Here is a 25,784-nt window from a genome sequence, read left to right as displayed (position 1 = left end):
CCAATTTCCCTTATCGGAGAGGATTCGCAAAGAATTAAATACTCCTGCCTAATCGCATTAGGGTCGGTTTGTTTTTTTCATAACCAAAAAGGAAAATGCAATTGACGCCTGCTTGGCTTCATGTCGGCATAGTCTTCTCTACCCCATGACAATTTTTTCCAGAACCACACAGAGCAAATCGGGCACGACTAAGAAATCCGCTCCCGCTGAGACAGTCGAATGCATTCGCGACTCTTTCGAGGAAAAACAATGAAACCCATTGAAAGGTTACGCCCATCAAATGGCGCAAGATGCCCCGATCAGACCATAAAAAATCACACTCTCCATTAATCCTTCTTAATTCGGTATACTGTCGTGCCGTTCACCGGAACACGCTCAAAATGATCATCCACAGCCAACGTTGTTTCCGTGGCTCCGAGAATCAAATACCCATGAGGGGCGAGAATTCCTCGAATACGGCGAAGAATGTCCTTCCGGGTTTCCATATCGAAATACATCATGACATTCCGCATGAATACCAGATCCATTGGCGGAAGAACCAACCACAAACCGATCAGGTTCATTTCATAAAACTCGATTCTGTCCCGCACATCATCACGAATCTGCCATTCCATCCCTTCCTGTGAAAAATAGGTTTTCAGCATAAGCGGAGAAAGGCCCCGATTGACTTCGAATGGTCCATATCGCCCTTCCTGACCACGTCTGACCATTTCCTGCGAAATGTCAGTGGCAATCAAACGAATATGCCAGGACGTCAGTTCCGGAAAATGCTGCAAAATGGTCAAAAAAATTGAATAGGGCTCCTGTCCGCTGGAACTGGCTCCGCACCAAATATGCACACGCTTGGTATCTCTATTTGTTTGAATCACTTCCGGCAGGAGCCGGTCTTTTAGTGCTTGAAATGGAAGGAGGTCCCGAAAAAAACTTGTCTCGTTGACGGTCATGGCCTCCACGACCCGTTTGTGTAATGGGCCATAGGAAGTCTGTCGGAGGGAAGAAACCAGATCAGCCATTGATCCAAAACCTTCCTGTTTGGCAAACGGCTCAAGGCGGGATTGCACTAAATAGGTTTTCTCCTGCTCTAAAACCATTCCTGCCTGCACCCGGACCAGATTCCGGATATATGCAACATCTTCAAAGGTTATTTCTGGGGCCACTATGGTTCTACTGGAAATAAAGCTAATAAGGAAACAAATGATTGGGCACCGTTCAAAGTACGCTCTTCGATTAATGCCCAGACATCCAAATTCCCATCTTCCAGACCAGCGGGAAAAAGTCCACACAGAGGCAGCATGTCCCCGTATGGAAATTCAACAAAGCAAAAAAAAGGGAAAAAGATGAAGGCCCCCAAATTATAGAGACAAACCTCAATGATCTCCCCATGGCGAATGGGACAAAGACAGGAGTTCAGCCTCATGATATCAGGAGAATCATTAGGACCGGAAAAAGGCCACTGTGTTTATATCTCGGGACCTTCCCTATCCGGAAGGCTCCTCTTAACGCGGAGCCAGCATCTTCAAATGAGCCAGCATGGCTGCAGGAATGTCGTGTAACGGAAGAATTTTGTCGACTCCTCCAGCCTTAATGGCTTCTTTGGGCATCCCAAACACGACACAGGACGCTTCATCCTGGGCAAGGTTAAAGGCTCCGGCTTGCTTCATTTCTAACATGCCGGCAGCACCGTCATTCCCCATTCCAGTCAGGATTACTCCGAGACTATTCCCCCCGGCATACCGGGCGACCGATCGAAACATGACGTCCACGGAGGGACGAAATCGGTTGACCTGCGGCTCTTGATTCAGTGAGACATAATAGCGGGCACCGCTCCGGCGAAGTTCCATATGATAATTACCCGGCGCCAACAAGGCCTGTCCGGGCATGACGCTGTCACCTTCCCGAGCTTCTTTCACGTGAATCTGACACAGTTCATTCAGCCGATTGGCAAACGATTTGGTAAATTGTTCCGGCATATGCTGCGTCATAATGATGGGTGGGGTATTCGGTGGCAGCACTTCCAATAATTCCCGAAGCGCTTCGGTCCCACCAGTGGACGCCCCGATAGCGATAATCGTATCAGTAGTTTTAATCATCGCGGATTGGGCAGCCAGTGCTTTAATCCGTTCAGTACAGTCAGCCGGTGGAGTTCGTCTTTTCACGCTGGCCTGGGCCGCGATCTTCACTTTGCTGATAATTTGATGAGCTAAGTCCGACAGCCCATGCTGAACATCCACCGTGGGCTTCGTCACAAAATCCACGGCACCGGCTTCCAAAGCCTGTAACGTCGTCGCCGCGCCTTGTTCAGTCAACGAACTCACCATCACCACAGGCATCGGCCGTGCGGCCATGATTTTCTGCAAAAAGGTGAGTCCATCCATTTTTGGCATTTCCACATCCAGGGTCAGCACATCAGGGTTAAGGGCCTTCATTTTATCCCTGGCGACATAGGGGTCAGGAGCGGTTCCGACCACCTCGATCTCAGGATCTTGCGATAAAATCTCCGTCATAACATTTCGAATCAATGCCGAGTCATCTACAATCAACACGCGTATTTTTTTACCATTCATATTGATCCCCCTAATTCCGTAAAGAGTAAACAGTGAGGCGTCAGCAGCAAAAAACAACATGGTTTTCTCTCGCGACAGTCCTCTCTCCTCACGCCTTACACCTTACGCCTCTCGTGTTTCCTCAAAAAAGTGTGACGTCCGACTGCACAGGAGCATGTTGAAGTTTCTTCCGATACTGCCCCTCCTCCTGCGCAATCGCACTCGCCACGACACGGTCGAGTTTTTTCATGAGCACTTTTCCCGAATCGGTGAAATAGTACACCTTCCGAGGACAGACATCTCCGACATCGGCTTTAATAGGCGACAGACCCTCCTGTTCCAAAAAGGCGAGAGCCCAAGCGGCATTTTGGGCCCCAATATCGATGGTGCCATCATAAATCTTTCCCCCGCCAAAGACTTTCGCTTCGAGGCGGTCTTTTTTTCCGCCGCGCTTGAAAATATCGTTCATCAGCATTTCCATGGCAAAGCTCCCGTATCGTCCCGAATCTGCCCAATTATCGTGTCCTTCAATATTGGAAGGAGCTGCTAACATGAAATGATTCATCCCTCCCACGCCGGCTTCTGGATCTCGCAGACACACTGAGATACAGGAACCTAATACCGTATAGACGACTTTGGGCTCCCGGCTTACAAAATATTCACCTGGGAGAATGACGGCCACTTCGTAGGGGAAGCGGGTATCCTGCATTCGCCGAATATGCCCAAATTCCATCAATCCTGTAGATGACATAATTTCCTTAAAGTAAGGAGTGAACAGTCAGGAGCATGAGAAAAGTGATGAGTGCTTCCGATCCTCCACGCCTAACCACTCTCCCCTTTGCCCTCTCCCCTACGCCTCACTTTTCACGCTGATCGGTTTTTGATAAATGGTCGGGCGCAGATATGTAAATTGATGGTCGATCCACTGCAAACTTTCTGAATGTCCGATAAACAAATATCCACCAGGGCGGAGATATCGGAAAAACTTCTCCATGAGTTTGGCTTGCGTGGGACGATCAAAATAAATCATAACATTCCGACAAAAGATTACATCCAATTGACTCCGTATAGGAAAGGTCGGGTCCATCAAATTTATCCGTCGAAAGGCCACAAGACGCGCGATCTGAGGGCGCACCTGCAGCTTTCCCGCTTGCGGGCCTTTCCCACGGAGAAAATGTCGTTTCACCAAATCAATGGGAAGTTGACTCACCCGCTCTTCCTCATAGATACCCGAGGAAGCCTTTGCCAATACCCGCGTAGAAATATCGGAGGCGAGAATTTTGATGTCCCATCGATTAATATCGGCAATGCCATCAGACAGGGTCATGGCAATCGTATAGGGTTCTTCCCCGGAAGAGGACGCGGAAGACCAAATTCTCAAGGTCTTGGCCGATTGCACCTCTGAAAGAACCTGGTCGCGGAGAAAATCAAAATGCACAGGCTCCCGATAAAAATCAGTTTTATTCGTTGACACAAGATCCAACAACTTCATCAACTCTTCTTCCCCGCCTTTCCCGCTCACACAGTCGTAATACGCCTGATACGAGGAAAGGTGAAGATCCCGAAGCCGTTTCCCCAAACGAGAAACTAAGAGCGTTTTTTTTGGGGCATCGAGCGTAATACCGACCTGCTGATAAATTAAGTGTTTAAACTGTTCAAATTCATTATCAGTCAACGTTGCCGTCATCATATTGTCCTTTATCGTCAATTGATCCAAAACAAAAAGTAAAGGGATTGATAGTGAGGAGTGAACAGGAAGGAGTCGTGAAAAAAACACCGCACATCCCCTTTACGCCTTGCTACTCACCCTTCCTGGAACCAATAGAAACCACAACCCATAGACTACATAGGACGTCAAAGGGAAAGACCATAGGCCGTGGTCATTCCGACAAAAACCCACTCCCATAAAATATTTTCGATAGCCATATTTCCGCTGGAAGATTTCCGTTCCAGGGGCTCAATGAAGTGAAAAAATCCGGAATGGATGCAAGAAACAGATTTCTTCGTGAGGCGTGAAACGATGGACTATTCGCTTTACCACTCACCCTTCAGCCTCAATTCTTTTTCCTTTTCCATTTCAAGTTATCGGCACACCTATGATCGAATTTAAGGACCGGAGGGAATTTTTTTAAAAAAAAGGGAAGCCCAGGGGTGGGAATAAAAAAAGGCGAGGAAGGTTGTGATACCCTCCCCGCCCTTTCTCAAGACGATTGGTCGTAAAACGAAATTATTTCAGTCTGACAACAATGGCTCCCATAAAATCACCCTTCTTCCAATCTTTTTTGGTAGTTTTGGGGTGTTTGTTATGGCAATCGGCACAATTGTCACCTTCAGGCAATATAATCCCCAAAATGATTATTCAAAACCATGAATCCATCTGATCGAACTGGGACCCATCTATTTCATAAGGAGATCCACAATCTCATTCCAGTTTTTCAGTGTGCCAATGATCGTCGGCTCTCCGAGCTGAACATTGAAGCTATCCTCCCGAACCATCCGCAACGCAATGACCAGATCATTGAATTCAATCAAACTATTTGTTTCAAAATATGTTAAAAAATCCACGTCTGAAATCCCGGTGGAATGGTACAATTTCCGTTTGACTGTTTCTAAATAGGCCACAGTGGGAATGGTATGCTCTTTCATCAGCGCCACACGTTCTTCTTTAGGCAGATTCCACCATTCGGCATTTTTCCGAACCGGGATCATAATTGCATATGTCGACGGATCTCCTTTGTATTTCGCTGCTTTCAACTTTTCCAACAATTCCGGAAAATCCGGCGCATAATTTAAACTTTTGGTCACTCCACTGACGGTGTATTCCAAATTCAAATGTCGGCCGAGGCGAGTACTCCGGAGTTGAGTCATTAATTGCTGATTGGCTTTGAGGTCGGCGGAATGCAGCCGAAGCATAAAATGAGATTCCGTTGTCAACCCATAGGTCCAATAGCCATCCACGGTGACCTGATTTTTGATTGATTCCAACAGGGCTTTCGCCTCCTCCCCTCCTTTTTGCCTTTCTTCCACCGACAAATTTCCCCAATCTTTATCCACCTCAAACAGGGCAAAGGTGCCAAAAATAGGGGCATCGGCCGCCCATGTCAAGCCAAAGGACACAACAGTCAAAACCGCAATGAACAACAGGGATGCTAAGGCGCGCATACATTTTTCTCCTTATTTATTTTCCTTATTTATTTATGGAGAGTCATGGGTTCTTTGGGGTAAGGGATTTGCTGACAATCCTTCAGAATCCCCACCTAAGAAAGATTTTTGGCTCTCATAAATTCGAAGGTGTTCCCACTTGCTTCCGGAAGCACTCAGACTTCCGGAAGCCCACAAAAAATCTTAAATTAGTTCCTCCCGGGCACTTAGGATTTAATAATAGGATTTGCTTATTTGGCGGGAAGCTTCACGCTGACTGCCCCTCCAAGGTCGCCTTCCTTGGCCCCTTCTTTTTTGTAGCCGGAAACATCCATTTCACCTTTGGGACCACCGTGGCAACCCATGCAACCTTTCCCATAGAACAAGGGCAACATCACACGCACGGCTCCGTCGGTTGTCTCGCTCGCGATCTTGTCCCCCTGGCGTGGATAAGCGGAATCGCCGAATTTTTTCATCATCCCGGACTCAAAGTCATCTGCCTTATTCTTCGGATTTCGGAGTAACGCATCTGTTGTCGTTTGTTTCATGTAAATACCGCTTTTTTCGCTGAACAAAGTAGCGGTCTGCGTCCCGAAATGGGCCGGTGTAAAGCCCTTATACGCGACACCGGGCTTATTGATTTTATCCTGGTTGTTGGCGACCGTCTTTTTTGCGGCTTCAACGAGTTCCAGCAGCAGCTTTTGCGCCATCTCGGGAACGCCGCTCCCTTTCAGATTACCCAAATCCACGCTGGCTCGGGCCTTAAATTTCTCCGCGAGTTGCTGGGCAAACACATCAGGCGTGAACCCCTTGTCTCCCTTGCTCGCATCATTGATCAGGGGCTGGTTGGCCGCGACTGCCCCACGCCCGGCGTCAAGCAGAATAGCCAGGAGGCGGCCTGTTTCAACCACATCGGCCCCTGCAAATACTATGACAGGCGCGAGGAGAGCAATCAGGAAAAAAACTGCAGAGAGAAATTTCTTTCGGCTCATAGAACCTCCTTGTTTTGAAAGTGAGACAAGCGACACACGAGAACAAAAGAAAACGAATAGAACGAGAGTATATGACGATTCCCCCCCTCTTGCCAATAAGAATTCCCTGCATCACCTCCTTCCTTTGATTAGCGGGAACGGATACTCCTTGTCTTGTATGGAGGCAAGATTGGGACGGTCTGATTGGTTTCGCTTTCGCAAGAGGTAGGGATTTTGCCTGCACCGGGTGTATAAGTTTCCGCCCAATGGCATTCCGGCCGGGTCGTTCAAATTCTTATATACCGAGTGGCTGCAGGATTTTGATGATCGCCTGAACTTTCCTGCCTCTCGCTGACCTCAATGGTATAGCTGGTTGGAAAGAAATCCAGAATATTGGCTCGAAATATATCCCCAATGCGAAGACTTCCGTTCGATCCTCTGGCCGGGTATGGAACTTAATGGGCGCAGTCTCTCGTTCAACTAAAGGGAAACTGCCTGACAGATTATATTTTAGATCAAGGGGGAAAATTGAGGGGTTAAACAAAAGACCATAGGTTCAATCCTTTACCCACTAGGCACACCCATACCCGGGGAATTTCAGCCCGAGATTTTTTAGGATATAAGGAAAGGAAGAAGAGGAGAAAGGCGAGGAAAGCATCTAAGCCCTCCCAGCCTCTCTCAAGAAAATGATCTTAAAACTTTATTATCTCAGTCGCACCACAATGGCTCCCATAAAATCACCCTTCTTCCAATCTTTTTTGGTGGTTTTTGGGTGTGAGTTATGGCAATCAGCACAAATGTCCGCGATAGCATAATCGGCCGACATACCGACCGTCACTCCGCCATCTTCCGCCACTAATACTTTTTCTTTTCCTTTGGCTAATTCCGCGAGCATGTCCTTTTCCTTGGCACTTTTCGCGGCATTGGAGGCATACAAGGGATCGGTCCCAACCAAAGACAAATCAAACTCCTTTATTTCTTTCCCGAGTTCTTTCACGAACTGAGCCGGCAGCATCATGCCGTGGTCATCCTTCACCCAATCTTCAGACGGTTTCATTCCACCTTTGGTCGCGTCGGCCATAATCCCCTTGACATACACGGTTCTGGCAGCCTTAGAGGTAGCCAAGATGTACTTGGCCGCCATTTCCTTAGCCGCGTCTGCGGCTAGACCTAGCGGCGCAACCAAGGCAAAGCCAAGACCTAACATGACAAACATTAGTGAAAATACAGTCCATCTCCTCATAATCATCCTCCTCCTGTAAGTATAGGGAAACATCATGCAGATGAGTCCGACATGGTTATGGAACATCCAGCATTTCTTCCATAACCTGGTTTAAACACAATGTTAATAAACACTCATAGAATCCTCCCCAGGTTTTCGGGAAAAATGGATCCAACTTTAGGAGAGAATTTCACAGGCGTTGAAGTGGGAGTCATGATTTCCCCTTTTCGCCAGGTCCAAGTTATGAACAGTCTTCTAAAATTCTTCAAAAAAATCATCCCCTGGCTTTTTATGCCCGTTGGACCCCGAACTCCCAACACCCACAGCGACCTCTTTTTTAGTGGGGAAATGCTTTCCCTGAGCTTTACCAGTCATAGACGAGGCCGCACGAGAATATTGAGACCCCGTTCCGCTCGTCGATTGAGCGTGAACGGATGAGCCGGTTTTTGCCATAGGCTCAGAACGTTGAGTCCCGAACTCAGTCTGGACCTTGAAAAACTCGACCTGCCGCAACAGATCCTCAGCTTGTTGCGCCATCGATTGGGACGCTGAAGTCGCCTGTTCCACCAAGGCCGCATTTTGTTGTGTGCCTTGGTCCATCTGCATCACCGCCTTGTTCACTTGATCAATCCCCGCCGCCTGCTCCTGGGAAGCCGCACTGATTTCTGAAATAATATCCGTGACCCGTTTGACCGAGTTCACAATTTCGGCCAGCGTCTGGCCCGAGCGATTGACCAACTCACTGCCACCGCCAACTTTTTGCACCGATTCGTTGATCAGCGTCTTAATCTCCTTGGCCGCCGTGGCAGAACGTTGCGCCAGATTTCGCACTTCCGAAGCCACTACCGCAAAACCTCGTCCCTGCTCGCCCGCCCGTGCCGCTTCCACCGCTGCATTCAAAGCTAAGAGATTCGTTTGAAACGCGATTTCGTCGATCACATTAATAATATCCGCGATCTTCTTGCTGCTCTTATTGATTTCATCCATGGCCTCCACGGCCTTGTCCGTGACCGCGCCACCCTTCTCCGCCACTTCCCGGGCGGCCACCGCCAATTGGTTCGCCTGTTTGGCGTTATCCGCATTCTGTTTAATGGTAGAGGTCATCTCTTCCATGGACGCACTGGTTTCTTCCAGGGCTCCTGCTTGCGCCGAGGTTCGCCCGGCAAGATCGGAGGTTCCTGCATTTATCTCGGAAGTCCCGGTCGTAATGCCGGAAACAGCTGTTTTGACAGACCCAATGACTTCACTCACCCGGTCAAACATCATATTAAACGATTCACTGGTTCGACCGATTTCATCCTGACTGTTCACGCTGGCCCGACCGGTGAGATCTCCTTCCTTGGCTCGCTCCGCCATGGACTCCAGACTCTTCATCGGCTTGACCACCAACTTCGCAATCATCAGATACAACAGCCCCATCATCAACAAGCCCACGGCCAGAATCCCCATATACATATTACTGAGATTCCCTTGTAATTGGGCAGCGGGACCATCCATGGGAATCTGTACCGATACAGCTCCCAGCATTTCCCCGATTTTTTTGCCCTCATGACAGCCGATGCAGGCTTGGACCGTCGCCAAATCCTGGGTCGCACGGCGGAACATCATTTTCCCATTCACGGTATCGTTTCTGGTAAATTCTTTTTGGCCGGCAGCCAGGGCAGCTAGGGCGTCTTTCTCAAAGGAATCTTGCGGAGCATTTTTGGGATTCAGGGGCGAGAGACTCACGATCCTGGCATTAAACACGCCTTCCTCAGCCAATATTTCAGAGGTTTCACGAGCAAATGTGGCCGGAAAGGGAACCGTATCGGGAGCACTATGGTCAACCCCGGTATTCATCCCAGCCGCCTTGGCTTTCACCACAAACTCTTTGGTCACATAGGCACGAGTGACCTCAATTTGCTTTTGAACAATATACGCCTGATCGGACAAGACCCGTTCAAGATCGGAATGCAATTGCTGTCCGAGCAAATACGCTCCCCCTGCAAGTAAACTTGAAAAGACCACCATAATAGTCATCACCACCTTTGGACCGATGCCTATTGAGTTCCATACTTTACCCATGCGACCTCCTATCTTATTTGATAAATAAACAAACTTGCCTGCCTCAATGTCCCGCGTAAGGGGTGAACCGTAAGGCGTAGGATGGATCCCCCCTACCAACCGGCCGGGATGCCCGAAAAGGCAACGCCATCAGGCTCCCTCTTTTCTGTCATTTCGTCTCTCCCCTCACGATTGACCCGTCACGTCTTCTAAAACTCTTCAAAAAAATCATCCTGACGTTGACGGCGGTCATGGCCATTCGAACTGCCCACGCCAACCGGTTGAGTCTTCGCCGTGGCCTTTGGAGGGAGGACACCCTTCACTGAATGTAAAGGCTTACTCATGGCGGAGGAATTATTGCCACTTGAAAGCGCAACCTTGGCTCCCGATCCGGGTTGTGTCCCTGCAACCCGTTTTTGTTCTGTATCTTCTAATTTAAAAAATGCGACTTGATTCAACAGTTCAGTCGCTTGCTGCTTCATGGATTGGGAAGCCGACGTAGCTTCCTCTACCAAGGCCGCATTCTGCTGCGTGCCCTGATCCATCTGCATCACCGACTTGTTCACCTGATCGATCCCCGCAGCCTGCTCCTGGGAGGCCGCACTGATTTCCGAAATAATATCCGTGACTCGTTTAACCGAATTCACAATCTCGCCCAGCGTCTGGCCCGAGCGATTCACTAACTCGCTGCCGTCACCAACTTTTTGCACCGATTCATTGATCAGTGTCTTGATCTCCTTGGCAGCCGAGGCCGAACGTTGTGCCAGATTTCGCACTTCCGAGGCCACCACAGCAAAACCCCGGCCTTGTTCACCTGCGCGTGCAGCTTCCACGGCAGCATTGAGTGCCAAAAGGTTTGTCTGAAACGCGATTTCGTCGATCACGTTAATAATATCCGCGATCTTCTTGCTGCTCTTATTAATCTCATCCATGGCCACCACAGCCTTGTCCGTGACCGCGCCCCCCTTCTCTGCCACTTCCCGGGCGGCCACCGCTAATTGGTTGGCCTGCTTGGCGTTATCGGCATTTTGCTTGATGGTGGACGTCATCTCTTCCATCGACGCGCTGGTCTCCTCCAAGGCGCCTGCCTGAGCCGAGGTGCGTTGCGAGAGATCTTCATTACCTTGGGTGATTTCACCTGATGCGATAGAGACATGTTCCGCAGCCTGGCGGACTTCCGATACCACTCTCACCAAATTATCCAACATGACATTCATCGCCTTGCCCATGGTTCCCAATTCATCATTGGACATCACGGTGACCCGCCGACTCAAATCTCCATCGGCCGCCCGTTGAGCCACTTCGCTAATTTGAACCAGATTATTTGCACCACGACGACCAACCCACAATCCAACGACCAAAATCAGAACCAGACAAATAATGGCGGTAATGGTTAAATCTCGATTAAATGCAATGGCCGCAGCAGTGGCTTCGGCTTTAGGAACTCTCACCAGGACAGACCAATTCATACCCGGATAGCCTAAGGCGCCTTTCAGATGGGTATAGCCACCCATTTGCCAGATGTTCTTCTCATCATGGAGGGCTAATTGATAGCCTGTTTTTCCAGCAACGGCGAATTTTGCCGTTTCTACTCCATTGTCTGCCAGATTGAGTTTAAACAACGTCTTTTCAAAATCATGGGTCATGTCCTCTGTGCCTTGATTGGAGGGATCAAAATCCACGATGACCTGCCCCTTATCTCCGAGCAGAGAAATTTCCGACCCCATCCATCCGGCCCCTTTAAGCTCTTGATAAGCGGATTGCACGATTTCTTCCACCAAAGAAAATTTGACCCGATTGGTCCAATACCCGATCAAATCGCCATCCACATACACCGGAGCAGAAAAACCCAAGGTCAACCCGTCATCTCCCAAATACACCGACTTCACATCTTCATCGACATGAACGTCTTCAATGTAGGTCCCGGTCGCCGTATCATTGCCGGGGCTCGTAAAGGGTTGTCTTGTGGTAAATTCTTTCGCTTCCACCGCCTTAAACCAGGGAGCGTCCGTATATTTTTTTGAATAAATTGCCGTGGTGTCGATCGGATTCCCTTTGGCATCCTTTGAGTTCACAGCCATGACATCTCCAGCAGGATCTACCAATATCGTCAAATAATAAATTCCGGAAGTCGCGACATATTGATTCATGGCACTCGCTATCGCATTATTCTCCTTGCTGTACCAATGGTAGCGCTCACCCACGATCCTATTAAGACCAAAGGATTGAGGATCCCCATACCGTTCGAATAAATTACGGTCGATTTTATCTCCAATGGTCTCAGCCATCGCTTGCACGCGCAGTCCGGCGGCTGTTTCCATTTCCCCCGTAGCGGAAGCCCCTAAATACCCCACCGCGGCCATCGGCACTATGCCAAAGATGGCGAACAACACCACCAACTTGGTTGCAATCCCCAAACTGAAATTTGTGTTCACCATCCTGTTCATAGAGTCCTCGCTGGCTTCTTTAAAGTTGTTGTTCCCCGCCGGTGTCCCAGACCATCCATGGTCCCTTTAGTTTCCGGTCAGTCATGGACCTCAGGTTTTTCTTCCAAGTCTTGAATGTTTTCCACGACGACGACTTCCTCCTCCGTGAGAACCCGATCAATATCCAACAGGGTCACTAAGCGATCCTGGGCATTACCGATGCCGGCGATAAACGTGACATCGACCGAGGTGCCCATGTCCGGAGGGGCCTGAATATCCTTGGCATTCATATCCAACACATCAGACACCGCATCAACCAGAAAGCCCATCACACGATTCCGGACATTGACCACAACCACCACGGTGAACGACGTGGGTTCGGTCACCCCCATGCCGAATTTCATGCGAAGATCCACAATGGGCACAATTGTGCCCCGAAGATTGAGCACCCCTTTAAGAAAGTCAGGGGTATTGGGGATCCTGGTCACCGTGGTGTATCCCTTAATCTCCTGTACTTTCAGAATATCCACTCCGTAATATTCATCCGCCAGATTGAAGGTCAGATATTGTTGATCGTCGCTGGCATACGTCGTTCGAATCGAGCGTTGTTCTGTCGGTTCAGCCGTTGCGGTGGTCATTATTTAGCTCCTTTGTCATGTATTGTGGTTATCAACCTGCATTACCTCGGCCGGAGTAGGGCGCAAGAAAGCATTTGATCCGATTCTTTCTTTTCCCGTTTCTTTACCTCCTTACTCCTCATTCCTAACCTTCCACTTCTTCCTTATGCCGCCGCAATGTGGCCAACCCGTGCCAATTTGGCCAATCCCGGCACATCCAAAATCAACGCGACCTGTCCGTCCCCCAGAATGGTGGCTCCGGAAATAGCCTCGACCTTGCGATAATTTTGTTCCAAACTCTTAATGACCACTTGTTGTTGCCCCGTCAGTTCATCCACGAGCACGGCCAATCGCCGGCCATCGGTTTCCACGATCACCAACAAAGCCTGCGAGGGATCGGTAAAGTCTGGCGTGAGGGCAAACGCCTCATAGAGCTTGACCACCGGCACCCATTCTCCACGAAGATTGACCACCTCGCCTTTTCCCACAATCCGTTGCAACTCATTGGGTTTAGGGCGAATGGATTCGGTGACCGCAATAAGCGGGATAATGTAGTTATCCTGACCGACCCGGACGGTCATCCCGTCAATAATGGCCAGCGTAAGCGGCAATTTCAGCGTGAGGCGAGAACCTTTTCCCATCGTGCTCTGAATGTCCACTGACCCGCCAAGACCCTCGATATTCCGCTTCACCACATCCATCCCCACCCCTCGACCTGACACATCGGTGATGGTCTCTGCCGTGGAAAATCCAGGCCGAAAAATCAGTTGATACACGGCTTCATCCGACATATTGCTGCCATCGGCAATGATCCCTTTTTCGATGGCTTTTTTAATGATCTTTTCCCGGTTCAGCCCTCGCCCGTCATCCTCCACGGCAATACAAATATTGCCGCCATCGTGATACGCATGGAGACGAATGGTTCCTCGTTCCGGTTTGCCTTGAGCCACCCGTTCTTCGGGTAACTCCAACCCATGATCGGCTGAATTGCGAACCAGATGGGTGAGCGGGTCGCCAATCGCCTCGATCAGCGTTTTATCCAACTCGGTTTCCTCTCCTGACATGACCAATTGAATCTGCTTGCCGCTTTTCCCTGCGAGATCCCGAACCAACCGCGGGAATCGGTGGAAGGCACTTCCGATCGGCATCATTCGAATGGACATGACCCGTTCTTGTATCTCCCGGGTATTACGTTCCAATTGGGTTATCCGTTCCTGGAGAACCGGGAGCTGCGCGAGGGTAAACTTCTCACTCAGGTCGGTAATCATCGATTGCGTAATCACCAATTCCCCCACCAGATTGATTAATTTATCGATCTTTTCCGTATCGACCCGAATAGATGCCACCTCATTTTTTTTCAATTGCTGCTGCTTCTGCAGCGCTTGATGGACTTGTTGGGGAGACGCCTTTTTCTCTTCCACCAGAATTTCGCCAAGAGGCTTTTGCTTGGCCAGGCTTTCGGCGATTTGCTCCGGAGTCACCACGCCTTCTTCCACCAGAATATCCCCCACCCGTTTATAGGGTTCCGGTTTTTTCGGTGCGCAATCGATGATGGCTAACTCGCTCCCATCTCGGACAAACGCAAACACCTCCTCGATCTGGGCGATAGGAGCATCCGTTTCCAATTCCACCCTCCAACCGAGATAACACCGTTCTGGATCGAGTGCATCCAAAGCCGGAAGACCGTCGGTTCGCACATGCAGCGTCTTCACCATACCCAACTCATGCAGTTCCTTGAAAATCTGGGCGGGATCCATCCCTCGTTGAAATAATTCCGGCAAGGCACTCCAATCAATCTGGACCCTTCGCCACGTGGCGGCTTGAAGTGGAAAAGCCTGGGGACCGGTTTCAGCAAAAGCCCCCTCCTGTGCAGAAGCGGGCCTTCCTTTCTGACAGGCATCCAGCTCACCTTCTAGGACGTGAATGGCCGCCTCATCTGCTGCCTCACCTCCCTGCGCCGCATCCAAAAGGTTTTTTAATCCGTCCAGCGCCCGTAACAGCACATCGATGATGTGAGGGGTCACCGGCATTTTTTCATTCCGGAGGTCATCCAGAATGTTTTCCATTTTGTGAGTCAACTCGGCAATGGCCGTAAAATGAAACATCCCCGCATTGCCTTTAATCGAATGAGCGCCCCGAAAAATTCGGTTCAATAAGTCCAGGTCGTTCGGACGTTGCTCTAACGCCAACAAACCGGATTCGATGGTTTCGACATGTTCTGCGGATTCAGTAAAAAATGACTCTTGAAACCGTGAAAGATCAACTGCCATTGAATAAACTCCTTTTGGTAAGGAGTGAAGGATAAGGAGTAAGCAGTGCCTGCCTCTTCTTCCTCACCGTTTCACCGTAGATGGCTTCCCTTGTTCGCTCTTACTTGTGTAGCGTTACAGCGTATATATACTTGAATTGTTTAATGAGTCCCGTGATCGTCTTCCCGGTAAAATGGCGTTGGCCCTCTATCGTCTGTCATGCTTCTTGGGGGAAATATCGTACACCACGTGCAACTCGATCAACGTCATTACCTCGCTCAACGATCCCCGGGAAATATGGAGAAACAGCATGAACTCTTTTTGGGTTTGCCTCGCAGCCCCTTCAGCAATCTTTGCCGGTATACCGAGGCCGATCTGCCAATTGGACCGGTTAATCAATATGGTTCATGAGATGGGAAGCCTTGCGTGAGTCTAAAGAAGACCATAGGGACTAACTCCCTTCCCGATTTTTTTAACCCTTTAGGGATTTCTGCATTCACTCATCACCCCCTTACGCTTCAATTCAATGGAGGCAGGGGGTAAGGGGCAACAATACGATTTCTCCTGACTCTTTTGTTTTGCTTCTCTAATCTCACTCCAGACTCCACACTCGTCACCTTTTCTTAGCCGGGAAGAACTTTCTTAATCGTGGCTAACATTTGTTCTGGATTGAACGGTTTGACAACCCACCCCGTCGCTCCAGCACTTTGCCCTTCTTTCTTTTTGTCATCAGAGGACTCGGTGGTTAACATAAGAATCGGGGTAAACTTATGGGCAGCCATGCCCCGTACCGCCTTAATCAAAGAAATTCCATCCATATTCGGCATATTCAGATCCGTAATCACCAAACTGGGCTTCGCCCCTCCATTGAGTTTATCCACGGCTTCTTTTCCGTCTCCAGCCTCGACCACTTCGTAGCCGGCACCGGTCAGCGTAAAGCTCACCATCTGACGCATCGAGACGGAATCGTCCACCACTAAAACTGTCTTGCCCATAGCTTTACCTCACTTTGGTTCTGTGAATTTCTCTGTTGACGCTGTACGATCAGCATGGAACCCGCGAACTCCTCCCAGTTTTTCATAATTCAGTAACGGAAGGATGTACGGTGGAAAATTACACCTCACGCCTGCCCCTTCACCCCTCACGTCTTTAGAATAACGTGATGTTATCTCCTTCATCCGAGCCGGTTCCGACCATCACCGTCCCTTGACCCGAACGCGCAGACTGCATCGTGAGTCGTTCAGACTCCATGGTGTAGGTGTGCTCGAGATTCCGGATTTCTTCGAGCACCTTCGGCATCATATCTATACCGTCAGTATCGTCTGCCACCGCTTGAAGCGGCGCATGAATGCGCTCCAAGGGCTGGTAGACATGCTCTAATTTTTGACGGGTAATATCTTGAAATTGCATGGACATCACAATATGTCCGATATCCTTGCCCAGTTCTTTGGTTCGCCCCGAATTGTGACCAACGCTCTTTTTTAAGGTCTCATTTTTTTGACCCATAATCTTAATCATCTCCAAAACCTGGTTCTGAGCTTCTACCGTTTCCGATAAGTCTAACGACGCCAACACCTGGAGTTCCGACATGGCCGATTCGGTTGTGCCTTTCACCGTCGTCGCGAGAGTACGAATCTGCTCTGAGGCCTGGGCAGACCGATTGGCCAACTTCGTCACTTCGTCGGCCACCACGGCAAACCCCCGGCCATGCTCTCCCGCTCGAGCGGCTTCAATCGCCGCATTGAGCGCTAAGAGTCGGGTTTGATCGGCAATAAATTCGACTTCCTCCACCACCTCTGAAATTCGAGAGGTGGTTTCTAATGCCTGCTCCATCACACTCACCGTGGCGAGCGTCACGGTGGTCGTCTGTGTGACTTGCTTGACAAACATTTCGATGGTCTTTTGCGTGTCATGTAGGATCCGATCGACGGTAAAGTCATCTTTCCCGCCATGCCCATCTGCCATATGTAACAACGCTTCGGTTTCCTCTACCTGCTCCCTGGCATTTCGTGAAATCGCCTGAAACCGCTGAATCAATCCGTCGGCCGCTTGTCCTGTTTCTTGAATGACCGCCTTGATCTGTGCCACAAATACCGGAAACACCGGTGCCAGACACTGGCAAAAGGCCTTCCAGTTCTCTATCCAACGGCGCTGAGCCTGAATACTTTCCTGCAGTTGCTGTTCCAGCCGGTGGATTCGTGTCTGCCTGCTCCTGGCGCCCAAGACATATCCAATTCCGGTTCCGGCCACCACTACACCCATCCATACCATCCAATCACCATTCACACATCACCTCATTCTTGAATCTCGTTGAATACCGACTGCATTATTTAATGTTTTTGCGTTACGATTCCTGGGGTGGAAGAAACTGTGCAAATCCAATTTGCTCAAACTTGTCACGAATACGGTTGGAATACCCCCGCACCGTCACCCGCCCGGAGCGGGTCGCTGCGACCATCAGCTGCACACAGGAGGAATCCATACGGTCCACCCCGCTTAAATCAATCACGAGAGGCCCCTTTTGTTGATTCAAGGACATTAAATCGGCGTGAAATTGTGCCGCTTCAAAAATGGTGAGGTCGCCTTGGGGCCTGAGTACCGGCTCATCAGGACTCCTTGACGTGACTTGGCATTCTTCCATGTTACCCTCTCATCTTTCGTAAAAAAAAACCGTAAACCTTCCAACGTCCCTTCCTGTCTAATCTGACGCTACGATTCCCAGGGTAATCCCTACGACCTATCAAGAGATAAACAGGAGACAACGATCCCTTTCGGAGACCAATGAAACTTACTTTAGACAGACTCATTTTTTCTCATGATGCCCACAACCTGTAGGGAGGAGTAAGGATACGGAGGGAAATTTTTGGAGAGGGCAAATTCGCTTTTCCCTCACGTATGACTCCTCACGCCCGATTCGATTTGTGAACGGCCATCGGTTCAGATGCGAAAGAGTTCCCTTCATCACCGATCGGGGAGTCAGTCTTGATGACACACACGACCTGATTGCCTTTCCCTCGATACTCGATCCGTGAGAAACTTAGGGCCTTGGCCATCGCAATACCCCTTCCGTGACTTTCCAAAATTCGGTCCGGGTTGATCTGTTCATACTTCCGCCAGTCGAAACCCGAACCTTGGTCCGTGATGGTGATCTGGATGCAATCCTGACACCGTTCAAACAACACGTCGACCACCTTATGGACATACTCAGGCAGCCCAGACCGATGTTGAATTTCTTTCTCCCATGTTCCCTTTGCCTGCAGGACCGTTTTTTCATCGAACCCGATTCCCAAATTTCCATGCTCCACGCCATTCGCCAAGAGTTCATTTAGCCCGAACACAACTTTTTCTGCATTGGGGCAAGCTCGCCCCAATAGGAATGCCAGATCATACGCCTCTTCCATGGTACGAACGTGAAAACGGCCTTGCTGCAACAATTCAACAATCTGAGACTGTTGGTGCAGATTTCGGCATATCCGTTTCCATTTCAATCCCTCCTCAACCGCGGCGTTGACAATCCGCAAAAGGAGCCGCTGGTCAAAGGGCTTAATGAGATAAAAAAAGACTCCCGCTTCAATCCCTTCGCCTATTTCTTGGGGAGATCCGGCTGCGGTTTGCATCACAACCGGAAGCCATTGAAGCCGCTCATCAGCTTTCAGATGCCCCAAAAGATCAAGACCATTCATCCCCGGCATCATTCGATCCAACACCATGGCATGAAATTCTTGGCCATCCTTTCGCAAATGCGTTAAGGCCTCTTCCCCATTCTGGGCCTGAACAAGTTCATAGGGTTCATCCTTCAGACATTCGACTAGAACATCCAGATTTGACGCATCATCGTCTACTAAGAGGATTCGGGAGACAGTGTTTGTCATACCTGCCATTTCGACAACCGCCAAGCGTGAGGTGTCAGGGTAGAACATGAGAGGTGAATCTTCCGGCTAAAGGGGTATCTTGCTGCTATGGCCTCACGTATAAAACTCCACTCCAAGTAACGCAACGTCATCCTCAAACCCGCCTTTGGCATTCCATGCCCGGCTCTGCTCGATAATACGGGATAATCCCGACTGCATCGGCTGGCCGGCAACCGCCTCAAGGGCCTTCCGAAGTCTTTTTTTCCCCCAGATCTCTTCCTGAGGATTCATCACCTCATAAATCCCATCACTATAGAGATACATCCGGTCCCCCGGCTTCACGGAGATGGAATTAGTTCCATACACTTCGTTACGCGAAAAACCAATGGGCCAGGATTTTTCGCCTAACACCATCGAGGACCGGTCGGTTTTCACAATAATGGAACCGGGATGCCCCGCACTCGCATATCGAAGGAGGCGGGTGGAGCATTGCCATACCCCAATCCAGATCGTGAAGTACTCCCCGTCATCGCTCATGGGATATTGTTGGTTCAGACTCGTCAGAATCTCACCTGGATCGTAGGAGGGAAACAATTGTTGCATGTGGTCTCCCTTGAAAAGCAGAGATAACGATACGGCCCGCAACGCCGGCCCGATTCCATGACCCGACATATCCAACACCATAAGACCGAGATGGTCGTCCCCCCATCGGGCGATCTGAAAGAAATCTCCCCCCAAATGCGAAGACGGCAAAAATTCCCACTCCACCCGCACTCCAGGAATCACTTCCCCGGTCCGGGGAAGCAGACTACGCACAAAGGTGGAGGCCGAACGGAGCTCAGAATCTAATTCGGCCTGCTTTTGTGATAACAACCGATTAGACTTTTCCACATACGTCATCAACTGTCGCGCTCGAAGCCCCGCGCACACTCTGGCGACAATTTCATGATCGGAATCGGTTTTGGAAAGAAAGTCGTCGGCTCCCCGGCTGAGCCCTTCGGCAATTTGTGTCGGATGGTCCAATGCCGTCATCAGGATAAAATGGATCGTGCGATAGCGTTCATCCTGTTTAATCGCTTCACAAAGTCCGGGACCATCAAGACCGGGCATGACCCAATCCGACAGGATGAGATCCACCGGCTCGTGATCCAGGATGACTAGCGCCTCTTCCCCGCTACCTGCCTCTAATAATCGACAGGGCAGTTTGGCCAAACGCTTCTTGGCAACCATCCGCACAACCGTTTCATCATCCACAATGAGAATGGTATACAGGGGATCGCCGGGAGGCGTGTTCATTTCGAGGACCTTTTCCGTCGGCATCTGCTTCATTGAACCCACAGAGATATTCGAGAGTTGTGTAGCAAGGAAAACGGAGGTGTCTGGAAATTCAAGGAAAAGCAGACCTCCCTATCTCACCATACTCATGCCTCACACGGCGCGTATTGGTCATGAACTGAAGTTCAATGCCCGATCAAAGATGTCGGACATGCCGAAAAAAAAACGCCACCTTCGCCTGAGGGCTTACGCCGTCTCTCTCAGGCATATCTACGGACCGAGCCGAGTATGAAGAAGGGCCTTCAGACGAATCATGGCTTGGGCATGTAATTGACAAATTCGGGATTCCGTGACGTGCAACACGACTCCTATTTCTTTCATGGTCAGTTCTTCAAAATAATAGAGGGTTAACACCAGCCGTTGACGCTCCGGCAATCGTTCAATGGCATCGACCAACGCCTGGCGGGCATCCTCCGACACCAACGTCTCCAACGGCGAAGGTTGGTCCCGATCCGCCAGTGCATCCAAAATGGGATGTGAGTCTTCATCATTGGAGCCCAAATCATCGAGACTTAACACGACGGCTCCCTTGGCTTGCAGAAGAGTCTCGTCCACCTCCTGAGCCTCCATGCCTAAGGATTCTGCGAGCTCATCCTCCGTCGGTGGCCGCCCTTTGCGTTTCGTCCATTCATTGGCTGCATGCTGAATTTTCCCGATGCGTTCCCGAAGAGACCGCGGGACCCAGTCCATCGCCCGGATTTCATCAAGCATCGCTCCACGAATACGAAACTCGGCATAGGTACGAAATTTTATTTCTCGTGAAGGATCGAATTTCGTCAGAGCATCCAGAAGCCCAACCATTCCGGCACTCATGAGATCTTCCACATTGAGCCCACTCGACGCTCGCATGGCCATTCGCATAGCCATGTATTTAATTACCGGCAAAAACTCCTGAACCAACGTCTCACGCTCCTGGGTGGAAAGCGAAAGTTTCGTCGGATTCAACGATGCCGGTTTCTCCGAAACCGGGCTCTCTGAAACCGTTGTTACCGCGCCACGTTTCATAGGTTATCCTTCCGTCACAGTTCGAGTGGCTCCCAAAGCTGCAGGACCGAAGAGTTGAAAGCCCCCATGCCAGGAACTATCTCCTCTCCAATCATTGAGGGTCTTCACCAACGAAGAAAAGGCTCGACTCGCCGGGGCGCGGGGATAGACATCGCACACCGCGCGTTGTTGGGCCACGGCCATGGTCACATAATCGTCTGCGGGAACACAGCCGAGGTAATCGAGCGAAATATTTAAAAACCGATCCGTCACCAGACTCAACTTCCGAAACACATCTTTGCCTTCCTGAGTATGCTTCACTTTATTGACCAGCATGCGGAATGTGCGTAAGTGATAACGGGTGGAAAGAATTTTGACCAGGGCATACGCATCCGTCAGAGACGTCGGGTCGGGCGATACCACTACCAGTGTTTCGTGGGCCACTACACTGAAGTACAGCACATTGGCCGAAATCCCTGCCGCACAATCAATAAGCAGCAAATCCGGCGGAGACGCCAACTGAAGGAACGCCGATTGCAAATGAAGTTGCTGCTCATGCGTCAGCTGAGTAAATGCCTGGCCTCCGGAGGTCGCCGGCAACAGGCGAATACCTTCGGGCCCGGTCACGAGGACGTCCTTCAACCCTCGCTGCCCGGAGAGAACATCCTCAATCGTATACTGCGGAGTGAGGCCCAGGAGGATGTCGACGTTTCCTAAGGCCAGATCCGCATCCATGATCAACACCTTCCGTCCCTGCCGGGCTGCAGCCACCGCTAAATTCGCGACGACATTACTTTTTCCTACTCCGCCTTTTCCGGAACTGACCGCAATCACCTGAATCCGTGAAGGATCCTGTGGGTTGGAGGTCATGGCTGCACGCAATCCACTGGCTTGATCCAGTGGTCGTTGGGCCGGAACGCCGGGCACCAGAACCGGTGTGGATAATGACCCGGCCATTAGTGCGCCACCCCCGTGACCGGCACACGTTCTTGAAGGACCTGGCCTGGTGAGTGGCCCCAAGCCAATTCGATGAGGCGTGTCCGGGTGGCGATTTCTAAGTCTTCAGGCACACGCTGTCCGGCAGAGAGATACGAAACCGGCAGTCCCGTCTGTGACAAGACGTTATACAGACCGCCCCCGCTCGAGACCTCATCCAGTTTCGTGATGATGAGCTTATGGATAGGAACCGATTGATAGCGGCGAATGGCGTCCATCTGCACCGACTCGGCCATCGGAGCGGCTAACACCAGATGCGTTTCGACGTGTAATTGTCCTCTGGTGATCGCGAGTAATTCGTCATACCCGGCTTGATCCTTTGGGCTTCGCCCCGCCGTGTCGATCAACAGCAAATCGGCATGCTGATGGCGTCCCATGCATTCCATAAAATCCTTGTGGGATACGGCCACCTCCAAAGGAATTTTTAAAATTTTTGCAAACACCCGGAGTTGCTCCACCGCTGCCACACGATACGTATCCAAGGTAATCAACACGGTTCGCCGATGCTCATCCTGTTGTCGGGCCAACCCTGCCAGCTTGGCAATGGTCGTCGTTTTCCCCACGCCTGTCGGCCCAACCATCATCATCACTTTTTGGCCATAATGCTTGGAAATTGATGGACCCGAGACGGCTACGGTCTCCTCCATCCGTTCCCATAACAGACTTTTCATGGCTTCCCGATTTCCCACCCCGGCAGTCCCGAGCGTTTCCACTACCGCACGAAGCAGATGATGCGCTGTCTGAGGAGTCACGCCCTGACTCACCATGGACTGGTAGACGTCCATCACGTCTCCGGGTAACCCCTCAACACGTTTGTCCATCTGACTTCCCAAGACTTGTCCCACCACAATCCGCAAGCCTTCTAATTCTTGTCGCAAGGGCCCTAACACCCGTTCAGGATCTTGTTGCTCCTCCCGCAACCGTTGAATTTCCTGGCGCATCTCATGAAGGTTCTGAGTCACGGGATCGAGCACCGTCGCCACCTGGAGAGCTTCCGAAAAACTGGCATCCGTTTTGGGCTGTCCCCGTTGACGAACCGGCTCCTCAGGCACAACACGTTTGGCCAAAAGGTTCTGAAGGGAGCGATCAACGCGTGCGGCAGGACCTTCCTCCGCCTGGGCCGAACGATCCACCGCCGCGGTGACCTCAATGACGGACTGACTAAGCAGACCGAACAAGCCTCCCCCTTTTTGAATACGACGCGACGAAACGATGACCGCCTCAGGTCCCAGTTCGGCTTTGACCGCTTGGAGAGCTTCTTGTAATGAAAGGGCCTCAAACCGTTTCAGCTTCATGTGGCATCCTCACAACTTCAATAGCTTGAATTTGAGTTTTAGGGTCCAACTCATTCGGCGAAAGGACCGCCAGGGCATGCACGCCCGGCGAGACTAAGCGATACAGTTGGGATCGAATCGACTGGGAACATAACAGCACGGGTTGATATCCTTGACTCACGACTCGCTCAATGGCCTGACGGACCGACACAATCACCTGATTCAACAAACTGGGAGGCAACCCACCCTGCTCTCCATTTCCACTCGGCCGCATCGCCTCCATCAAGCGGCGATCCAGTACCGGATCCAGACTAATCACCTGCAGCAATCCGTCGGGATTGGCGTATTGGGACGAAATCGTTCTGGATAAATTTTGCCGAGCATATTCGGTCAGGGTGTCAGGATCCTTACTCTGAGTGGTGTAATCCGCAACAGTCTCCAGAATGGTCCGCAAATCACGGATCGACACTCGTTCCCGTAAGAGATTCTTGAGGATTCTCACCACCGCTCCTAACGATATTTGAGTCGGAATCAAGTCATCCACCACCTTGGGATACGTCTTAGCGAGGTTATCCAGCAAATTCTGGACCTCTTGCCGACCCAGCAATTCATGCCCATTCGTTTTAATAAATTCGGTCATATGCGTGGCAATAATGGCCGGGCCATCAACGACCGTATAGCCATCCATTTGAGCACGCTCTTTTTCTGTCGGAGCAATCCAGACGGCCGGCAATCCGAAACACGGATCTTTTCCCGGCTTTCCTTGCAGGCCCTTTTTGGCATGACCGGGATTGATGGCCAATAAATGCCGGGGCACCAATTCTCCCTTGGCGACCTGAATCCCCTTCAACAAAATATTATACTCATGGGGTTTGAGCTGGAGATTATCCCGAATATGCACGGCGGGTACGACAAATCCCATATCAAGAGCCGTTTGGCGCCGGATAGCCCGAATCCGTTCCAGCAACTCTCCTCCCTGAGCTTGATCAACAAACGGCACAAGCCCATAACCGACATGCAATTCCAGAAGGTCAGGAGGAGTCACGGAATCGACCGATTCCGTGCCGGAAGAGGTCGCCGGATCTTTTTTCTTGGGAAGATTTTTTAGCCGAGCGGCCTCCTGCTTCTGATTCCACAACACATAGGCAAGACCGGCTGTCATGGTTCCCAACATTAAAAACGCGACATGCGGCAGCCCGGGAAGAAATCCTAAAAAGAACAACATGCCCGCCACGGCAGCCACAAGATGGGGATTAAAAAAGATTTGGTCGGTTAAATCACGTCCAAGGCTGGTTTTGGTCGAAACCCTCGTCACGATAATACCGGCGGCCGTCGACATAATCAGGGCAGGGATTTGAGCCACAATGGCGTCCCCGACGGTCAGCAGGGTGAAGCGTTTGGCAGCTTCAATGATGGACATCCCATGCTCCAGCACGCCGATGCCCAACCCCCCGATGACGTTGATGAAGATAATGAGCAGCGCGGCAATCGCATCGCCCCGGACAAACTTACTGGCACCGTCCATCGATCCGTAAAAATCGGCTTCCTGTGAAATGGCCTCCCGGCGTTTCCGGGCCTCGCCTTCGTCAATGATTCCCGCATTCAGATCCGCATCGATACTCATTTGCCGGCCGGGCATCGCATCCAGGGTAAACCGCGCGGCAACTTCCGCAATACGGGTGGCCCCCTTCGTGATCACGACGAAATTGATAATGACCAGAATGGAGAAAACCACAATGCCCACCGCATAATTCCCCCCGACCACAAACTCCCCGAACACGGCAATGACCTGCCCGGCGGCAGCGGGGCCTTCGTTTCCATGCATGAGAATGGCCCTCGTCGAAGCAATGTTCAGTGCAAGCCGGAACAACGTGGTGAGTAACACCACCGAGGGGAAGACGGAAAATTCTGCAGGACGCCCGGCATGCATGGTCACGAGTAAAATCAAGACAGCCAGCGTAATACTGAAGGATAAAAAAAGGTCCAACAGAAATGAGGGAAGGGGTAAGAGCATGAGGAGGAGCATCCCCACCACCCCGATCGGCAAAAGAACATCCCCATAATGCGCGGGAGTCAGTTCGTCTCGTAATTTTTGAGAATCAAATGCCATGCGTGCCCTGATCGGTTACCGC

Annotated in this window: 21 protein-coding genes; all 21 read right to left on the bottom strand. The window is 50.7% G+C overall.

Annotated features, from left to right (window positions below):
* Window positions 1–326: 326 nt before the first annotated feature.
* The gene (locus H6750_12340) at window positions 327–1,157 is read right to left on the bottom strand and encodes a protein-glutamate O-methyltransferase CheR (GenBank protein ID MCB9775093.1); all 831 of its coding nucleotides are present in this window, start codon (window positions 1,155–1,157) and stop codon (window positions 327–329) included.
* Window positions 1,158–1,496: 339 nt separating this feature from the next.
* Window positions 1,497–2,564 (bottom strand): chemotaxis response regulator protein-glutamate methylesterase, encoded by a 1,068-nt coding sequence (locus H6750_12335; GenBank protein MCB9775092.1) that lies wholly within the window; start codon window positions 2,562–2,564, stop codon window positions 1,497–1,499.
* A gap of 121 nt (window positions 2,565–2,685) precedes the next feature.
* A complete protein-coding gene (locus H6750_12330; protein ID MCB9775091.1) occupies window positions 2,686–3,294 on the bottom strand; it encodes a chemoreceptor glutamine deamidase CheD in 609 nt (202 codons plus the stop codon).
* A gap of 99 nt (window positions 3,295–3,393) precedes the next feature.
* Complete coding sequence (locus tag H6750_12325) at window positions 3,394–4,233, bottom strand: protein-glutamate O-methyltransferase (GenBank protein MCB9775090.1); 840 nt, start codon at window positions 4,231–4,233, stop codon at window positions 3,394–3,396.
* A gap of 707 nt (window positions 4,234–4,940) precedes the next feature.
* Window positions 4,941–5,705, bottom strand: coding sequence for a chlorite dismutase family protein (locus H6750_12320; protein MCB9775089.1), 765 nt, complete (start codon window positions 5,703–5,705; stop codon window positions 4,941–4,943).
* A gap of 230 nt (window positions 5,706–5,935) precedes the next feature.
* Complete coding sequence (locus tag H6750_12315; protein ID MCB9775088.1) at window positions 5,936–6,676, bottom strand: DUF3365 domain-containing protein; 741 nt, start codon at window positions 6,674–6,676, stop codon at window positions 5,936–5,938.
* A 682-nt stretch (window positions 6,677–7,358) separates the two neighbouring features.
* Window positions 7,359–7,898, bottom strand: a complete 540-nt coding sequence (locus H6750_12310) for a DUF3365 domain-containing protein (GenBank protein ID MCB9775087.1) — start codon at window positions 7,896–7,898, stop codon at window positions 7,359–7,361.
* 234 nt (window positions 7,899–8,132) lie between these two features.
* Entirely contained in the window at window positions 8,133–9,485 is a 1,353-nt protein-coding gene (locus H6750_12305) for a HAMP domain-containing protein (GenBank protein ID MCB9775086.1), read from the bottom strand.
* Between the two features lie 644 nt (window positions 9,486–10,129).
* Window positions 10,130–11,434: a HAMP domain-containing protein gene (locus H6750_12300; protein MCB9775085.1), complete on the bottom strand. Its 1,305-nt coding sequence runs from the start codon at window positions 11,432–11,434 to the stop codon at window positions 10,130–10,132.
* 1,010 nt (window positions 11,435–12,444) lie between these two features.
* The gene (locus H6750_12295; GenBank protein ID MCB9775084.1) at window positions 12,445–12,984 is read right to left on the bottom strand and encodes a purine-binding chemotaxis protein CheW; all 540 of its coding nucleotides are present in this window, start codon (window positions 12,982–12,984) and stop codon (window positions 12,445–12,447) included.
* A gap of 143 nt (window positions 12,985–13,127) precedes the next feature.
* A complete protein-coding gene (locus H6750_12290) occupies window positions 13,128–15,233 on the bottom strand; it encodes a chemotaxis protein CheA (GenBank protein MCB9775083.1) in 2,106 nt (701 codons plus the stop codon).
* A 186-nt stretch (window positions 15,234–15,419) separates the two neighbouring features.
* Window positions 15,420–15,611 (bottom strand): four helix bundle protein, encoded by a 192-nt coding sequence (locus H6750_12285; protein MCB9775082.1) that lies wholly within the window; start codon window positions 15,609–15,611, stop codon window positions 15,420–15,422.
* A 224-nt stretch (window positions 15,612–15,835) separates the two neighbouring features.
* On the bottom strand, window positions 15,836–16,207 hold the full coding sequence (locus H6750_12280) for a response regulator (protein MCB9775081.1): 372 nt from the start codon (window positions 16,205–16,207) through the stop codon (window positions 15,836–15,838).
* 154 nt (window positions 16,208–16,361) lie between these two features.
* Window positions 16,362–17,498, bottom strand: a complete 1,137-nt coding sequence (locus tag H6750_12275) for a hypothetical protein (GenBank protein MCB9775080.1) — start codon at window positions 17,496–17,498, stop codon at window positions 16,362–16,364.
* Between the two features lie 58 nt (window positions 17,499–17,556).
* The gene (locus tag H6750_12270) at window positions 17,557–17,853 is read right to left on the bottom strand and encodes an STAS domain-containing protein (GenBank protein ID MCB9775079.1); all 297 of its coding nucleotides are present in this window, start codon (window positions 17,851–17,853) and stop codon (window positions 17,557–17,559) included.
* A 262-nt stretch (window positions 17,854–18,115) separates the two neighbouring features.
* A complete protein-coding gene (locus H6750_12265; protein MCB9775078.1) occupies window positions 18,116–19,132 on the bottom strand; it encodes a response regulator in 1,017 nt (338 codons plus the stop codon).
* Between the two features lie 45 nt (window positions 19,133–19,177).
* Window positions 19,178–20,383, bottom strand: coding sequence for a SpoIIE family protein phosphatase (locus H6750_12260; protein MCB9775077.1), 1,206 nt, complete (start codon window positions 20,381–20,383; stop codon window positions 19,178–19,180).
* 225 nt (window positions 20,384–20,608) lie between these two features.
* Window positions 20,609–21,403 (bottom strand): FliA/WhiG family RNA polymerase sigma factor, encoded by a 795-nt coding sequence (locus tag H6750_12255; GenBank protein ID MCB9775076.1) that lies wholly within the window; start codon window positions 21,401–21,403, stop codon window positions 20,609–20,611.
* 3 nt (window positions 21,404–21,406) lie between these two features.
* On the bottom strand, window positions 21,407–22,339 hold the full coding sequence (locus H6750_12250) for a MinD/ParA family protein (protein MCB9775075.1): 933 nt from the start codon (window positions 22,337–22,339) through the stop codon (window positions 21,407–21,409).
* Window positions 22,339–23,673: a flagellar biosynthesis protein FlhF gene (flhF, locus tag H6750_12245; protein MCB9775074.1), complete on the bottom strand. Its 1,335-nt coding sequence runs from the start codon at window positions 23,671–23,673 to the stop codon at window positions 22,339–22,341. Before flhF ends, H6750_12250 begins: the two co-directional genes overlap by 1 nt.
* Window positions 23,654–25,762, bottom strand: coding sequence for a flagellar biosynthesis protein FlhA (gene flhA, locus H6750_12240; GenBank protein ID MCB9775073.1), 2,109 nt, complete (start codon window positions 25,760–25,762; stop codon window positions 23,654–23,656). Before flhA ends, flhF begins: the two co-directional genes overlap by 20 nt.
* Window positions 25,763–25,784: the final 22 nt, after the last annotated feature.

The organism is Nitrospiraceae bacterium (assembly GCA_020632595.1).
Taxonomy (GTDB): domain Bacteria; phylum Nitrospirota; class Nitrospiria; order Nitrospirales; family UBA8639; genus Nitrospira_E.
Note: the sequence above shows the minus strand (reverse complement) of the source record. Positions and strands in the feature narration are given on the sequence as shown.

Excerpts from the sequence above, each read along its gene's own strand:
- H6750_12335 (MCB9775092.1), bottom strand. The coding sequence starts at position 2,564 with ATGAATGGTAAAAAAATACGCGTGTTGATTGTAGATGACTCGGCATTG.
- H6750_12330 (MCB9775091.1), bottom strand. The coding sequence starts at position 3,294 with ATGTCATCTACAGGATTGATGGAATTTGGGCATATTCGGCGAATGCAG.
- H6750_12325 (MCB9775090.1), bottom strand. The coding sequence starts at position 4,233 with ATGATGACGGCAACGTTGACTGATAATGAATTTGAACAGTTTAAACAC.
- H6750_12320 (MCB9775089.1), bottom strand. The coding sequence starts at position 5,705 with ATGCGCGCCTTAGCATCCCTGTTGTTCATTGCGGTTTTGACTGTTGTG.
- H6750_12315 (MCB9775088.1), bottom strand. The coding sequence starts at position 6,676 with ATGAGCCGAAAGAAATTTCTCTCTGCAGTTTTTTTCCTGATTGCTCTC.
- H6750_12310 (MCB9775087.1), bottom strand. The coding sequence starts at position 7,898 with ATGAGGAGATGGACTGTATTTTCACTAATGTTTGTCATGTTAGGTCTT.
- H6750_12305 (MCB9775086.1), bottom strand. The coding sequence starts at position 9,485 with ATGATGTTCCGCCGTGCGACCCAGGATTTGGCGACGGTCCAAGCCTGC.
- H6750_12300 (MCB9775085.1), bottom strand. The coding sequence starts at position 11,434 with ATGGGTGGCTATACCCATCTGAAAGGCGCCTTAGGCTATCCGGGTATG.
- H6750_12295 (MCB9775084.1), bottom strand. The coding sequence starts at position 12,984 with ATGACCACCGCAACGGCTGAACCGACAGAACAACGCTCGATTCGAACG.
- H6750_12290 (MCB9775083.1), bottom strand. The coding sequence starts at position 15,233 with ATGGCAGTTGATCTTTCACGGTTTCAAGAGTCATTTTTTACTGAATCC.
- H6750_12280 (MCB9775081.1), bottom strand. The coding sequence starts at position 16,207 with ATGGGCAAGACAGTTTTAGTGGTGGACGATTCCGTCTCGATGCGTCAG.
- H6750_12270 (MCB9775079.1), bottom strand. The coding sequence starts at position 17,853 with ATGGAAGAATGCCAAGTCACGTCAAGGAGTCCTGATGAGCCGGTACTC.
- H6750_12265 (MCB9775078.1), bottom strand. The coding sequence starts at position 19,132 with ATGTTCTACCCTGACACCTCACGCTTGGCGGTTGTCGAAATGGCAGGT.
- H6750_12260 (MCB9775077.1), bottom strand. The coding sequence starts at position 20,383 with ATGCCGACGGAAAAGGTCCTCGAAATGAACACGCCTCCCGGCGATCCC.
- H6750_12255 (MCB9775076.1), bottom strand. The coding sequence starts at position 21,403 with ATGAAACGTGGCGCGGTAACAACGGTTTCAGAGAGCCCGGTTTCGGAG.
- H6750_12250 (MCB9775075.1), bottom strand. The coding sequence starts at position 22,339 with ATGGCCGGGTCATTATCCACACCGGTTCTGGTGCCCGGCGTTCCGGCC.
- flhF (MCB9775074.1), bottom strand. The coding sequence starts at position 23,673 with ATGAAGCTGAAACGGTTTGAGGCCCTTTCATTACAAGAAGCTCTCCAA.
- flhA (MCB9775073.1), bottom strand. The coding sequence starts at position 25,762 with ATGGCATTTGATTCTCAAAAATTACGAGACGAACTGACTCCCGCGCAT.